9 protein-coding genes and 2 pseudogenes are annotated in these 14,774 nt (G+C 54.9%); 5 read left to right on the forward strand and 6 right to left on the reverse strand.

All coding sequences use genetic code 11. The annotated features are described in order from the left end of the window. The first annotated feature begins 62 nt into the window (after positions 1-62). The 5 genes from BM275_RS14915 to BM275_RS14935 are packed head-to-tail and all read left to right on the forward strand — an operon-like array spanning position 63 to position 10,011. Positions 63-4,022, forward strand: coding sequence for a DEAD/DEAH box helicase (locus BM275_RS14915; RefSeq protein ID WP_090522058.1), 3,960 nt, complete (start codon positions 63-65; stop codon positions 4,020-4,022). Then, a complete protein-coding gene (locus BM275_RS14920; protein ID WP_090522060.1) occupies positions 4,019-6,421 on the forward strand; it encodes a PIN domain-containing protein in 2,403 nt (800 codons plus the stop codon). The genes BM275_RS14915 and BM275_RS14920 overlap by 4 nt, the downstream gene beginning before the upstream one ends. Then, the gene (locus tag BM275_RS14925; RefSeq protein ID WP_090522062.1) at positions 6,418-7,563 is read left to right on the forward strand and encodes a hypothetical protein; all 1,146 of its coding nucleotides are present in this window, start codon (positions 6,418-6,420) and stop codon (positions 7,561-7,563) included. Before BM275_RS14920 ends, BM275_RS14925 begins: the two co-directional genes overlap by 4 nt. Beyond that, complete coding sequence (locus tag BM275_RS14930; protein WP_090522064.1) at positions 7,560-9,422, forward strand: AAA family ATPase; 1,863 nt, start codon at positions 7,560-7,562, stop codon at positions 9,420-9,422. Before BM275_RS14925 ends, BM275_RS14930 begins: the two co-directional genes overlap by 4 nt. A gap of 4 nt (positions 9,423-9,426) precedes the next feature. Beyond that, complete coding sequence (locus BM275_RS14935) at positions 9,427-10,011, forward strand: 4Fe-4S single cluster domain-containing protein (protein ID WP_027909358.1); 585 nt, start codon at positions 9,427-9,429, stop codon at positions 10,009-10,011. Positions 10,012-10,106: 95 nt separating this feature from the next. Here the strand turns inward: BM275_RS14935 and BM275_RS14940 are convergent, their stop codons facing one another. The 6 genes and pseudogenes from BM275_RS14940 to BM275_RS14960 all read right to left on the reverse strand — a co-directional run. Beyond that, positions 10,107-11,141: a radical SAM/SPASM domain-containing protein gene (locus BM275_RS14940; RefSeq protein WP_027909357.1), complete on the reverse strand. Its 1,035-nt coding sequence runs from the start codon at positions 11,139-11,141 to the stop codon at positions 10,107-10,109. Further along, the gene (locus tag BM275_RS14945) at positions 11,138-12,043 is read right to left on the reverse strand and encodes a JmjC domain-containing protein (RefSeq protein ID WP_027909356.1); all 906 of its coding nucleotides are present in this window, start codon (positions 12,041-12,043) and stop codon (positions 11,138-11,140) included. The genes BM275_RS14940 and BM275_RS14945 overlap by 4 nt, the downstream gene beginning before the upstream one ends. After that, entirely contained in the window at positions 12,040-13,266 is a 1,227-nt protein-coding gene (locus BM275_RS14950) for a leucine-rich repeat domain-containing protein (protein WP_090522066.1), read from the reverse strand. Before BM275_RS14950 ends, BM275_RS14945 begins: the two co-directional genes overlap by 4 nt. A gap of 4 nt (positions 13,267-13,270) precedes the next feature. Beyond that, positions 13,271-13,447, reverse strand: a complete 177-nt coding sequence (locus BM275_RS22280) for a hypothetical protein (RefSeq protein WP_155952572.1) — start codon at positions 13,445-13,447, stop codon at positions 13,271-13,273. Between the two features lie 511 nt (positions 13,448-13,958). Next, positions 13,959-14,417: pseudogene (locus tag BM275_RS14955) on the reverse strand (IS5 family transposase); the annotation flags it as partial. A 72-nt stretch (positions 14,418-14,489) separates the two neighbouring features. Next, positions 14,490-14,774 (reverse strand): annotated as a pseudogene (locus BM275_RS14960) (group II intron reverse transcriptase/maturase); the annotation flags it as partial.

Here is a 14,774-nt window from a genome sequence, read left to right on the forward strand (position 1 = left end):
TCTATGGATTGGCACATTGAAATGAATAACGAAGTTTCAACAAGTAAGGGGCTGTATTTGTGATGAATTTGTATGTCGCGCTTGACCCTAATAACCGAAGGATGAGTCAGGTTGTAGCCGATCTTCAGCGCCGCCATCAGACATTCAAAAGTTTCTGCAACGGTCGCGATGGAGCAGAAGTTTTATTTGAGCTGATTTTTCCAAACAACATGCCAATTACGGGCTATGTTTCTAATCGACAGCGGGACAAGCAGAACCCCCGATACGCACAGATGGCGGTTCGGGTTAACGCCGTTGGGCGGGATTGGCCCTTTCGGGAAGGATGCGCCTTCATCGCCACGGGACGTTGGCCCACTGAAAACCCTTCGCCGATTTTTATCATCAACGGCTTCATCGAAACTGCGGATCTGCCTGCTCGATCTTTCGAGCGCGAATTCACTGCATTTGCGGTGCATGACAGCTTGCAATCCATGCAGGGCCAGCCGCGCATTCAGCGCGTCAATAATCTACTCACGCCGCAATTGCTGGCCGACTTGCCGCAAATCACGCAGCAAACAGAAAAGCAGTTGACCGAGTGGACTGATTTTCTTCGATGGAAAGAAAGCCTCATTCGCCACAAGGCGCGTGGTTTGCGCTACGTCAGCCGTGAATGGCGTGACGAACAGTTGGTTTTTTCCTTGATTGCACAGAATACACAGGCTTTGCAAAAAGACCGTAAGGCCTTGGGACGGGATGATCTGGTGGCATTTCAGGTAGGGCAATCCAAAGAGCCTTGGGTGTTCGGGTTGCCTGAAAGGGAGGAGCGCCGCCTTCCCCGGCTGGGGCAGGCTGGCAAACTCTTGGAAACTGCTTCGTTACCGCAAAATAGGAAATTTCCCAAGGAAGAAAACTTGCCGGAATGTCCTTGGCCTGCGCCTGTGTTTGCCGAAATGATCGTCTCACTGACTGAAGACGACGCAAATGATCTCGCCAACGCTGAGGAACCAGATGCCTTGCGCGAGCGCATCCTGAGTCGGATTCCGGAGTCTGGTTTTCTGTCTATCTCAACGGCGGGCGACATGAGCCTGATCAAGCGCCATCAACAGGCGCTTCGTCAGTTGCAAGAACAGGGGGGCTATGCCCCGTATCTAACGGATTATCTGTTCGAAGCTGCGCAGGTTTCCGTGCCGCCGCGCCTGGAGCCGGTGACGAAGTGGACCAACGACAAGCTCAACCCGGCCCAGAAAGAAGCTGTGGTAAAGATTCTTTCTGCGCCGGATTTGTGCTTGGTTCAAGGGCCTCCGGGCACGGGTAAGACCACGGTGATTGCGGAAGCCATCGTGCAACTGGTGCGGCGCGGGCAGCGGGTGCTGCTGGCATCTCAAGCGCATACCGCCGTTGACAACGCGCTGGACAGGCTTGGTCATGATGGCTCCTTACGCGTCGTGCGGTTGGCGCGGAATGAACGCAAGGTGACGGAAGATGGCGCAGCCTTCGCGGGGCAAGCATCCTTGCAGCGTTACTACAAGGCCTTGGCAGGGCAAACCGAAGATCGCCTTGCTGTGTGGAAGCGCGGTGAAAAGGACTTGCGCCTCTTGCAGGTGTGGCATGACCGAGCGGCTTTTGTGTTGCGCGATGAGAAGGAGTTAAGCACCAGAGGCAGGCAGCTTGAAGCGGACTTGGCATTGGCACGCAGCCAGACAAGACAGGCGCAGCAGGATTATGATGATGCTTGCACGGTTCTGGATGAGGACAAGGCCAAACGCCAGCGTCTGCAAAGCGTTCAGTCCTTGCTGCATGGCGAAGCCGAAACGCTGCATGGCGACTTACGAGATGTAGAGCTATCTGCCAGAAATCTAGTGCAAGGCCTTGCTTCCTGCGAGGTGGCCGGATTACTCGTCAAGTTTTCGATGGACGATTGGCTGGCACATGCAAGCAGCCGCGGCGCAATGCTGGGGCATATGCTGGCCGTATGGCGGCGTTTCACGAGTGTGCGAGAAGCCATTGCTGCGGACATTCGCCGCCTACGTGATGCAGCGGACAGCCCAATTCAGGATGCCAGCACCCGGCTACGCATTGAATCGCTTCGAAACGAGGTGAAAGCTTTAGAGGAGCGGATGGAGAAGGACGACGCTTTCGTAGATGCCTGGAGAGCCACGCGCAAGGAGCTCAAAGATTTGGAGCAAGCTGGTGTGGGCTTGGAGCGCAGCCGTTATGACGGACTGTTTCACCAAGCCACTCGATGGTGCGCTCACATTGAAAACGCGACCCTACTGGCTGGCGAAATGGCTGCCAGTCTGACTGAGTTGGAGAGGGCACAGCCGGTCATCGAGCAGGCCATCGCAATCCTCAAGCAATCCCTGCAGGCGCAGTTGTCTCAGCCCGCGCCTGAAGTTCCGAGCGATTGTCTTGTGCGAGGCGCAAAGAGCCAGGAGCGCAGTGCTCAAAGCAACCTAGATGACTGGGATGAGCAGCGCAGGCAGCATGAGCAGAAGGCTAAGGCTTTGTTGCAAGATGAGGCGATCACCCAAGGTAGCAGGTTGCCGCTAGAGCCTGCTGCGACTTTGTCGCAGCGCATCGACACCGTCGCCCAAGTCATCCAGGCCTTGGAGCAACGCCTGGCCAGCCAGCAACAAGAACGCCTGACATGGGGGCCGTTGCTGGAAGATTGGATGCGCGATTTGAGTCGCAACAACGCTGCGACCGAAGACTGGCAGCATCTGGGCGCAGATTTCCTGTCGAGCTGCAATGTGGTAGCCATTACTTGCAACGAGAACGAGCGCACCTTGGACGAAGCCGGGCAGACGAGTTTTGATGTCGCCATCATTGACGAAGTGAGCAAGGCTACCCCGCTGGAATTGTTGATGCCCTTGATGCGCGCGCGCCGGGCCGTGCTGGTGGGCGACCATCGTCAACTACCACCGCTCTTTCAGGAAGGCGACGAAGCCCGCAGCTTCATGGATGAAGTGGAAGAAAATGAAGCGGCCAACGCTGAGGAAAACAGTTCAGGTCAACTTTCCGAAGCGCCCACTTTGCTGACCCGCGATAACATACGACGCTTCGAAAAAATGGTCACAGCCTCGTTATTCAAGTCGCATTTCGAGATGGCGGACGATGCCATCCGCGCACGACTCAGTGTGCAGTTCCGCATGCACCCGCAAATCATGGCGATGGTGAACCACTTTTACGAGGGGCAGTTGGAATGCGGGCTTCCTCGACCTGACGATGATCCTGACCCGAAACTTCGTCGCGTTCACGGGTTGACATTGAAAAGTGTGGACGGCGGCTCGCCCCTGCTCACTCCGGAGGACCATGCACTGTGGGTGGACACCACCTACAACCTGAAAAATCAGATTCACCGTGAAGACATGGAGGGCAACCAGTCCCGGCGCACCAATCGCCTGGAAGCTGAGTTGATTGCGGAAACACTAGAGCAAATTGAGCAGCAATCAGCTGCACAGGGATACTCCCGGTCCAACAAATGCAAAGTCGGCGTGGTGTCTTTTTACGCCAATCAATGTCGAGAAATTCGCGCGGCCATCCGCCGCCGCAGGCCTAAGGAGTTCAACGGGCGTTTCGATTGTTTGGATGTTGAGGTTAATACCGTGATCCGTTACCAGGGCAAGGAAAAGTCTATCGTGCTGGTCAGCATGGTGCGCCACGATGGATACGACCCTTTGCGCTCAGGCAATCAGCCCCGGCGTCGTTCCAGTAAGGCCAATGTCGCCCGTTTCGAATTCATTAATGTGGCCTTCTCGCGCGCGCAGGCATTGCTGATCGTTTTTGGCGCAAAAAGCATGTATGCGTCCTATGAGGTGGATTTGCCGCGAATGGACAGCGCAGGCAGCGTGAAGCGTGCCATTTACAAGGACATTCTTGATCAACTGGAGCGCGATGCTCGGCTGGTTCCGGCGAGGCAGTTGATGACACCTGACATGCTGCCCCAAGAGTCACAACAGCAACGTGGCAGGTTCAATGCGTCATCCAATCGGACTGCTGCTCACAAACGCGACAACTACGACAATCGGGGAGGCCGCGCATGAAATTGGCACAAATCTCCGTTTCCTTGCCTCTGTATCGCATTGAGTCCGATGTGACCTATCACACCGAGCGCAAGCCCACGGTGTTTGAGAGGATGGTGTTGCGACTGTGCGATCCTGAACTCCATCTGCCAGACAAACAGAACTTGTCATTGCTGGGCGTTTTTCGCGATCAATTGGGCGCGGGCGATGTGCGGGAACTGCTGGAAGCCTGCGTATCTGAACTTTCCGCGTTGGGCGCGCTGCCCAAACGTTACGCTCAGGATACGCTGGAAACACCTCTTACTGAGCTTGAATTGACTGCCGATGGCTTGCAATTTTTGCGCAGCGACAGCCTACCGGTGCGCTCGCGCACGATCAAAGTCATTCACCAATATGACCCTATCAGCGATGAGATCAACCCGGTCAAGAAGGATGGTGGGCTGCAGCGTCAAGGTGGCATGAACCTCATCGGCGCAGCCGACAACGCTTTGAGGCCGCAAAATCCGTTACCGCAAGTTGAACGTGCCATAGCGAAGGAGACGTATGACTGGAAAAATCCTGCGACGGTTATAGATCGAATCACGCCCGTGGTGCAGCCCGCGGGGTGGGTAGAGCGCCGACTTGAAGTCTCGTGCAGCGAGGATGGGGTACTGTCTGCGAGCGCCCCGCGTGATGCAGCATTGCAGCTCTGGTTGGAGCAAGCACAATCAGAACTGGCATGGGATATTCTGCTGGCTGATGCACTGACAAGCGAGCCGGATGCTTTGCTCCCCAGCATTGACGCTGCTGTTTTGCGAGATGCCCTCACTGCCCGCCCGATTGCAACAACACATGGGGGGGCAGCCAGAGCACGGTTGCGCATCGTTGCGCAAGACGTTTTAGCAACGGATGTAGCAATCCCCACCATCGTTTTGACGTCTGAAGTGAGCACGCCGGAACTGGTTGTCAATGGCAAACAACCAGCCGTGTTCACACTGCTCATACCCACCCCCGCAGGAATGACGAAGGGATTTCGCAGCTTGTCCTTGCCGCAGCTCGACGGAGCGAGCGCTCAAGTAGAAGTAGCCGGTAACCTCCGCCTCTATTGGGCCGGACAACCTCGCATATGCGGCCTGGCGGTTACTTTGAACGATCAGACTGCAACCGCATTTTGGGCCAAGCTGCGCAGAGAATTAGAGGGTATATGCGAGCACTCCGATGACCCACGCATTGCCTTTATGCCTGCTGCATGGCGGGACGATGCACTTGGCGAAACGGTGTGGCAGTGGCTTGCCACGCGTGCTGAACGGCCACTAGACGATCTGATGGCATTGGTCGACCCCGCTACACAAGCACTTGGTGGGTGGAGGCCCGGTAGAAAAGACTGGATATCTGCGTGGGAAGCATCTCTGGCAAAAGCCATGCATGAGTCGTTGAGGCATACGCCAACTCAGCTTGATCCTGAAGAAGTCGCTTCTCTTTTGACTCAAGTGGCGCAGATGCTGCCTGCAGACAAGGCTGTGCCGCTGCAATCCGCGCTGTTGCGTCATGCGGCGCCCATTCACGCATTGGACTCATTGGCAAAACTGCGAGCTGCCTTACCTTCCGCCGCTGAAATTCCGGAAGATTTGCTTTCCGCCGAATTGCGGCAAATGTGGCTGGAAAAAGCATTGATGCGCAAAGAGTTGCAGCTGTATGGCCCACACGCCATGCAGCAGCCGGTGCGAGAAATTGAGAAGGCTGTTCAGGAGGTTTACCGGAGTATTGGCGATCAGGCGCTGAAAGCAGCGAGGAACGGCCAAATGGATGTGCGTACCTTGACCCCTCATGCCTTGGATGCCGTACGCACTTGGCGCAAAGCTGCAGGGAGTTTCGATAGTCTCAAAGTATCACTGCCCCTATGGGGTACGTTGAATGAAGCGGTGGAGAGCTGGAGCCTACTGGCGCAGGAGAAGCTGGCCCCAGTCGAGGTTGGGAATCGCATCGTTGTGCTAGATACCAGTGCTCTGATGGAACATCCTGAGATTTTCCAAGGGGTGAGCGCCAGCGATATTTTGGTGGTGCCGCTTCGTGTGCTGAGCGAGTTGGATGGTTTGAAAAACAGTGTGGATGAGGCTCGCGCGGTCAAGGCGCGCGCGGCCATTCGCCAGTTGGATGCGACCTCATCCCGCATCCGCCATGAAACAGAATATACGGCCTTACTGCCTGCTGAATGGGATTCCAGCCAGCCCGACCATGCCATTCTTTCAACGGCGTTATTCTTTCGGCTGAATGATGTGTTGTTTGTGAGCAATGACATCAACCTACGCAACAAGGCGCAATCGCTTGGCCTGAGCACCCAAGATTCCAAGTCATATGCGCCCTCACGCCTAGTGCCCGCTGCTGCATCAGGGATACATTCACGGAAGCGAGATAAAAAAATCAAAGGAAGTGAACCATGAGTCGGGCGGACGAATATCGCTACCAAATTGAACGTCAACGCAAACAAGAGCTTGATCGGCAGCGTGTCCGCGAGACAACGCGTCCGTTCCTTGAACGTTACCGTAGCGTATTGAACGAAGTCGCTAGACAAGGTCTGGACGAAGTCATTCCAGCTGAGTTTCGTGAGCTGAGTTCTGCGCTTTGGCGCATGGAGGCTCTGCTGGAGTCTGACCCGTTTGCTGCCAGAGAGATGAGCCGTTCCTTGGGGGCTCGAATCCACGGTTTCCCCAGCTTGGCGCGGCAGCAGCGCCGTGCCCGTCAAGAGGCGGAGCAAGCCGCCGCTGAGGCATTCCACAAAGCGCAGCAAGCTGAGCTTGAGCGACAGTTGCAACTGAGGGCAGAACTTGAAGCAGCCTGGCGCGAGGGTTTGACTGGCTGGAGCACGCCCGTCGCGCTCAACGCCGCGTTTGCCGAGCTGCAGCAATTACGGGCGCAACTACTTGGCAATGCAGCCAACAACATAACCACCGCGCAAATTTCAGCCACCTTGAGCGAAGTTCGGCAGCGATATGAACAGGACGCTGAGCGCCAGTTGCAAGAAATGAAAAATCGTGTGCAGCGTGAGGCCGTGACCGACGTACTGGCGCTGCAAAGAGAGCAGTTGGAGCAGGAAGCGAACAAGGACGGTGGCGAACGCGCTGCCAAGTTGCGCGAGGCATTGGCTCATGCAATAGGACTGGCTCCTGCAGAGCAGGCTGAAGCCTTAAACCAACTGGTGCAAGAACAAGATGAAGCTGCCGTAGACGAAAGCCAGCGCCGTGAAGTTGTGCGGGCGGTGTATCAGTCACTGCAACAAGCTGGTTTTGTTGTGGATAGGCCAGAGCATCTTGTATCAGAAGGGGAAGACCAAGTGCTGATTCGCGCCCGTCGCCCTGCTGGTGCGCAGGCAGATTTCCGCGTCAACTTGAGCGGCCATCTCAGCTACAAGTTTCATCAATACAAAGGCAAAACGTGCGAGAAAGATGTCACCCCTGTCATGGCAACGCTACAAGATGCTTACGGCATCAGTCTGAGTGACAAGCGCGTGATTTGGGTCAATCCAGATGATCAGGATCAGGATGCCCGCCCTTACCCTGATGCCACACAGGAGAGAAGCAAATGAGCTCAGCTTTGTTGCCGTGGCAGGAAGACTTTCGCCGCGAATGCGGCATACGGCGCGGTGTGATATTGCATGGCAACACGGGGGATTTGACATCCAGCCCCGAAGCGCCAGGGCAATGGATTGCTTTGCCGACCGCGTTGATGAGCCTGCTGCGTCAGCGTGGGTACCAGCATGTAGTTTTCTGGAACCGCGTCAATGGTGTCAGCGGCGTTGATGCGAGGACTTGGGGGGAATTGCAAAGCTCAGTTACACCATCTGCCGCAAGAAAAAGCACATCTGAGGGGAATGCCTATGATATGGGTGATTTGCCGCCTACACCTATGGCGAGCCCCGCATCCAGTGGCATCACGGCCAGCGCGGATGACTTACTGACTGTTGCTGCGCAATGGCTGCGGCAACCGCGCGCCGAAAAGCCTGTCGCTTTTGTGCTGGACTGGACTCAATATTTGTTTGGCAGCATCAATTCGTTGAGTGAGAACGAGCGCGGATGGCTGCTACGGCTGGGACAAGCCACCCGTGATGCCGCCGTGGTTCGTAATGCTGATAGCATTGGTCAACCGCAATCGCTGCTGGTGTTGCTGTGTGGGGGCTTGAATGTGTTGCCACCATCCATCTACCTGAACAACCCCTTGTTCAGGGAAATATCAATTCCCTTACCGCCAAGGCAGATTCGCGAGTCTGCCGTACTGGGTTTGAAAGAAGTGTTTCGGCTGCAGCCCCCTTTGCAGCAAGGAGGACGAGAATTGGCTGACTTCGTGGATGGTTTGGAAGGCCAGAGTATCCGCGACATTCACAATCTCGCACGACTTTCACGACAGGAGACTGAAGTCTCAAGTGCCTTGTCTCTGCTCAACCTATATCGCCACGGCCGCAGGCACAGTCCTTGGGAGCAACTGGATCACAAAAAGCTTCAGACCATTGTCGAAACCTTGGGGCGGCGCGTAAAAGGTCAAGGGGAGGCCATTGAATCGGTGCGGCGCATCCTTGTGCGCGCTTTCACAGGACTTTCGGGGCTTCAACACTCATACAGGCAACGCACTCCAAAGGGCGTGTTGTTTTTTGTCGGCCCTACGGGCGTCGGCAAAACTGAACTGGCGAAGTCCATTGCCGAGTTCCTCTTCGGCGACGAAGAGGCCTGCCTTCGCTTCGATATGTCCGAGTTCAATCACGAGCATGCTGACCAGCGGTTGGTGGGTGCACCACCAGGTTATGTGGGCTACGAAGCTGGCGGGCAGTTGACCAATGCGGTCAAGCAAAAACCATTTTCCCTGCTTCTCTTCGATGAAATCGAGAAGGCGCACCCGCGCATCCTTGATAAGTTTTTGCAAATTTTGGAAGACGGGCGTTTGACGGATGGCAAGGGCGAAACGGTGTTGTTTTCGGATACTGTCATCGTCTTCACCTCGAATATTGGCGCAGCCGAAGTGAGCTATGAAAGCCAGGATGTGCGCAATGAATTCATCCAAAAGGTGCGACAGCATTTCGTGCACGAATTAAAGCGCCCAGAATTGCTAGGGCGCATTGGCGAAGCCAACATCATTCCTTTCAACTTCATGCGTGACGATAGCTTCTTGATTGATATCGCCCGCGCCAAGTTGGAGCCATTGCGCAAAGGGCTGAAAGATAAATGGGGTGTTTCGGACTTGAGGCTGGTTAAGGAGGCCGAGATACTGACCTTGCTGGTTAGAGATGTGGATCGCGGGACGGGTGGCCGCGGCGTCCCCAACGCACTGACCAATAAGCTGATTGACCCATTGGCCGATTTTCTATTTTTACATATGGTCGTCCCTGATCAGATTCGGGGCAAGGTAATTGAAGTTCATATTGCCGGGGGCAGGTTGTTATTCGAGCTGGAGTGAATTTGTGTATTGGCTGAATATAGCGTCTCGCCTGCCTTGCACCGAAGCCGAAGGGCCAGGGCGAAGAGCCGCATTGTGGGTGCAAGGCTGCAACAAGCGTTGCCGTGGCTGCTGCAACCCCTCTTATCTTCAACTGGTTGAGCGTGAGCTTGTCTCGGCTTCATCAGTTATCGAGTGGCTTGAGAGCGCACACCATGCGCATGATCTTGAAGGAGTGACCTTTCTCGGAGGCGAGCCTATGTTGCAGGCACAAGGCTTGGCTGTCGTTGCGCAAGGAGCGCAGTCGCTGGGGCTGTCAGTGATGGTATTCAGTGGATATACAAAAACCGAGCTTAATGTGATGCAGTTGCCTGGAGTTGATCAACTGCTTCGCTACACGGATGTGTTGGTAGATGGCCCGTATGAGGTGAGTTTGCCGGAGATCAGTCGCCGTTGGGCGGGTTCCACAAATCAACAATTTCATTACCTGACAGCGCGTTACGACGCACGGATTGAAAGTAATGGTGAAGTCGAGCGTGTGCTTGAAGTTCGTCTGGGAACTGATGGCTCGGTGTTTATAAATGGGTGGCCAGAAAATTTCTTGCGTTAACTATTCCACCGGAAAATCTAATTCGCGATTTCATTTAATTTCTCGCTGCCATATAGCTTTCCAGTAAACACTTTCCGGCGAGCCTCCCTTTCGGGTTAAGGGTGCTGGAGATGCGGGATCCGTTCTCGCTTCCCGTCCGTACTGGCGACCTTGGGGCAGCGCGGATCGGGTGCTCCGATTATCCCAGTAGTTTGATAACCGCTGCCCAAGCAGCCGCCACGACACAGCCCGAAATATCGACATGTATTGCAAACGGGATGCTTGATCTGAATAGTCGGCGGCTTGGCAAGAATTGCATCGAAATCGGATAGGTACAGATTTCCCATTGGCCGATCCTTGAAGCAAGTGCACGGGCACACATCACCGTTGGTATAGATATAGACTTTCGCGGTGCCTGCTCCACAATTCGTTGCCGACGGAGGCAATTCAAGTTCGCTCAGTGCGTCGTCGGAAAGTGTGTCAAGGCGATCAAAGTCGTACATCGGCATCATTTTCAGACGCGTCTTAGTTGGCAGCGCTCGCAAGCGGTATACGTGTTTGTTCCATTCTTCCCCGTCTACGTCGATGCCTCTCGACGCTCTGCCGGCATATGTCGCCCGTTTGATGGCAATGTGGGCCAGTCCGAGCGTGTCCAACGAGGCTATGAAAGTATCAGCGCGTGTCATGAAGTCGATATCCACAACCGTTGTCGAGACACTGCAGCGAATGCCGTGCTCCACGAGCTTTCTTAGGGCTCGTACTGCTTTGCGATAGGAGTCGGGCCCGCGAATCGCATCATGCATCGCTTCGTCGCCGTCGAGGGATACTTGTACGGATAGACGAGCGTGTTGTGCCAGCTTCTTCAACGTGGCCTCATTGAAAAACGAAGTCACACCATTCGTATTGATGGTGATGGTCAGTCCAAGATGCAGCCCGAAATCGAGTAGCTCCAGGAAATGACGGTGTAGCGTCGGCTCTCCGCCGCTCAGCAACACTTGGCTGTCTGGATGGCTGCGCGCAATCTGCGTAAGCGCATTTTTGATCATGCTAGTTTCAGCAGTTTCGTCGCGATAAGGAGAGGAGTCGCGAATGCAATGCGAACACGTTAGGTTGCAACGTTCTGTGATAACAAAATAAAACTGCTCCATCATTCCAGCTCGAGATACGGTCGTGGCCGCGTGAGCCGGGGAAAGGGACGGCTGGCTTCCATACGCAATGCATCAATCAGGTTGTCGAGAGCGGCGGCGTTGTGCATTGAAGGCGCATTCATGCCTGGCTGTTGCACATACTCCTCTAGCAGCTCCCCAATCTCCGGATGCGACTCTAATTTCTTGATCCAATCCCCTATCGTCAATGGATACCAGCCGAGCGCCAGATGGGCGGAATGATTTTCCTCTGTCTGCGTAAAGTGCCAGATCCCCCGTGGGCAGTAGAAGACGTCGCCCTGCTCCAAGAGTACGGAATGCCAGCCAGTGAAGTTTTCATCCACCAGTGGTACAGATTGGTGGCGCATCGCGCGTGACAGTACATGCGAGTCCTCGCGATAAAACCAACGCTTGCTGCCGTGGATCTGGATGGCAAAAACATCGTGCCGGTCGAAATGAACGTTAACCCCCTGCGTACGCCGTGCAGTGTAATAACCGTTGACGCTTATACGGGTTTGAATCTCTTCGCTGAGCTGGTCGACAAATGACTCGAGCGGCAGGTGGGACTCTTGGATACGATCGTAGACGAGGGTACCGCCACGGGCGATAGCCAACAGAACTTTCTTCCGATTCAGTTCGTTGTTGAGGTTGTTGCTGTACCGATCCTTGTCGTTGATCAGATCGTACTTGTGGATCGTGTTGCGATGATCTGTGACTCGGACGCGGGGGTACAGTAACGACGAAAAATTGAGAATGGCATTGAGATCGCTCAGCGCGAAGAGAGACGAAAACTTCGCTGGCGTACCGATGATGTGCAACGGGCGCTTGCCATAGATCTCGCCAAAAAAACGTGGCGTCGGCGTGTCGCCAAGTAGGAACTGAAGGGGGGAATCGGTTTTTTCACTCATGGTATGACCAAGCCGGGCCGTGTAATTAACGATACGTGCTGTGCGCGCAGATGCGCAATCTGTGCTGGCGTAATCCGGTCCTCGATGTAGCTGATATCTAGTTCGCGTAGCTTCTCAATGGAAAAAACCCATTCAGGCAAACTCGAGATCTGCGTTCTGGCCAAGCCGAGAAACTCCAGCGCAGCGCATTCGCTTAGTGTCTCGGGTAGGGATGAGATTGGATTGGCTCCAAGGTTAAGGTGAGTGAGCTTCGATTGTCCTGCTGGCCAGTCGAACGTAGCCACCCGATTACGATACAGGCTGAGCGACTTGAGCTGTGCCACTTCTGTTTCCCTTGCTGCAAACTCATGAAGAGCATTCTTATGCAAATAGAGATGCTCGAGCCCTCCGGGCAGATGCGAGAGGCGTACCTGCTCTAGGCCGTTTGCCGCCAGACCGAGCCACCGACAAGCTCTCAGTTGCGGTACAAGTTCCCCCCATGAAAAATTATTACTGCCGAGATCAATCACTTCAGCATGGAGTGCTTCCCCCACATCACTTAGCGCATCGTCACCGAGGCCAGCGTGGGTCATTTTCAAGATGCGCGGAGCGATTTCCCTGATATGGCTTGCGATACGCTTCTGAACTTCACGCTTGGTAGTTTTCAACAGACTGCAACCGGTGAGAGGGTCGTAGAAGTCGAGTAGACGCTTACGCGTATGCCATTTGGGTGCTCGTGACAGGAGGCGAGCAATTCTGTTTAATTCGAAGACATCAGCAAAACTGGTCGCATCGACGAAATCCAAGATTTCACTAGCCAGTATGGTAGCGGTGAACTGATCGAGCTTTCTTTCCAGCAATTCAAAGATGCCCACGTCACTGAAAATACGGCGGACTTTGACGCTGAACGGCAGATCGGATGTCACGGTCTCATCTGATATATGACGATCGCCGTTTGCGACCACCAAAATGGCGCATTCCCGGAAACCATCGCACGACGCGAGAAGGTTGAGGTGGCTGCTTACTTCATCAGTTAGATCGTTGTCACCCAATATCGGCAAGAGCAGGACAACCACAGGATAGTCAGCCTCATCGTGCGATGCCTGCGTGGGATTGGACAGCCGGCTAAAATGAAATTTGACGCCCCGTGCGCTCAGGGCGTCAAGGAGTAAAGCCTCTCCCTTTGTTTCACTAGGCAGCCCTGAGACGAACTGCAGGGATTCGCGCGTGCGATATGTGACCAAAAGATTAGCGATCGTCCTTGTCGCAGTGGTCGGCCTCTTTCCACATGCCGAACATGCCTGCAAGATCGGACAACGATTCAGAATCCAGATCACTCAGTTTCAACACCTCACGACGCGACGCATTCTCATTAGAAGAACCGCCCTTCGGTATTACAGTGTTACTCAGTTCAATTGATTGCATGGTCACTTCCTTTATGCTGGTTATTCCGAATTTGGCTGGAGCGTCAACGGGGATGCGACAGCCCAAGCGGGAATCTATAACTTCAGTGTTGTGATGTCACTAGAATAGCGGCGTTGCGTTTGTCGATGGTGCCCAGTCAAAACTCGTACCAAGCTCTCAGCGGTCGACTCTCGGTCACTCACCTCCCTCACAAGTCCCGGTAGTCTCGATCTTCTTCAGCAGACGGGCAGTCTTCCTTTAAGCCCGCCCGACCTCGCTGACATATTCGCTTTTTCTTGGCGGCAGGCGTCATTTCAGTGTTTTCAGGTGTCATCTTCCCGCCCTGCAACGCCTCTCGTTGAGTGCCGCTCTTGTGCGGGTCTAGGGAAGGTCTGAAGTAGCTGGGTATTTCGCGTCAACTTCAGCCCTTGCCGATTTTGAAAGCGGACAATCGATCAAAAACCGGACAGATAGCCCACTCATTTCTCCTTTTTTGGCCGTCGCGAGCATCTCGCAACGGCCATTTCCCACATTACAGGCGCACCTCTCCTGCGGTGTCAATCAAATGTCGACGCGCCATCCACAGGTTCGACAGTGCGAACAGTGTTATCAGCTGCGCGGTGTTCTTGGCCAGGCCGCGGAAGCGTACCTTCACGTAACCGAACTGGCGCTTGATCACCCGGAATGGGTGCTCGACCTTGGCCCGCACCTGCGCCTTGGCCTTTTCGATCTTGCGCTTGGCTTTGTATAGCAGGCTGCACTTATCAAGTTTCTTGTAAGTGCTACGCCGTGCAGCGACCTGCCAAATCACCTGGCGACCCTCATGCTCCGGACGCTTCTCGACACCGGTGTAACCGGCATCGGCGCAGACGACGCTCTCCACGCCATGCAGCAGTTTGTCGACCTGGGTGACGTCCGCCGCGTTGGCCGCCGTGCCAACCACGCTATGCACCAGCCCCGACTCGTCATCCACACCGATGTGGGCCTTCAGTCGGGTAAAGCAGGAGTGTTACCACTCCTGCCTCCCCTAAGAACCGTACTTGAGAGTCACCCCTCATACGGCTCAAGCCTTCCAGCAGCCTGAGTGAGACTGGGTAACCTGACGATGCGCTCTTCGGCGCTCAAGGTAAAACGTCCATGCCGGATCGAACGGGTTCGCTGCACTGCATATTTTGATATGCCGCACGATCGAAACACTGGCGGCGGCATACAGCCAAGCGGGTTGACTCATGCCGCGCGCTTTCTCCTGGGTGGCGAAAACCCAGTGCCGTTGACCCACGACACGAAAGTAGCGTTGTTTTACCCAATGGGCACTTTTCATGGCGTGCCGGCGAACTGCCCAGCGCCA

This window comes from Stutzerimonas kunmingensis, assembly GCF_900114065.1.
Taxonomy (GTDB): domain Bacteria; phylum Pseudomonadota; class Gammaproteobacteria; order Pseudomonadales; family Pseudomonadaceae; genus Stutzerimonas; species Stutzerimonas kunmingensis.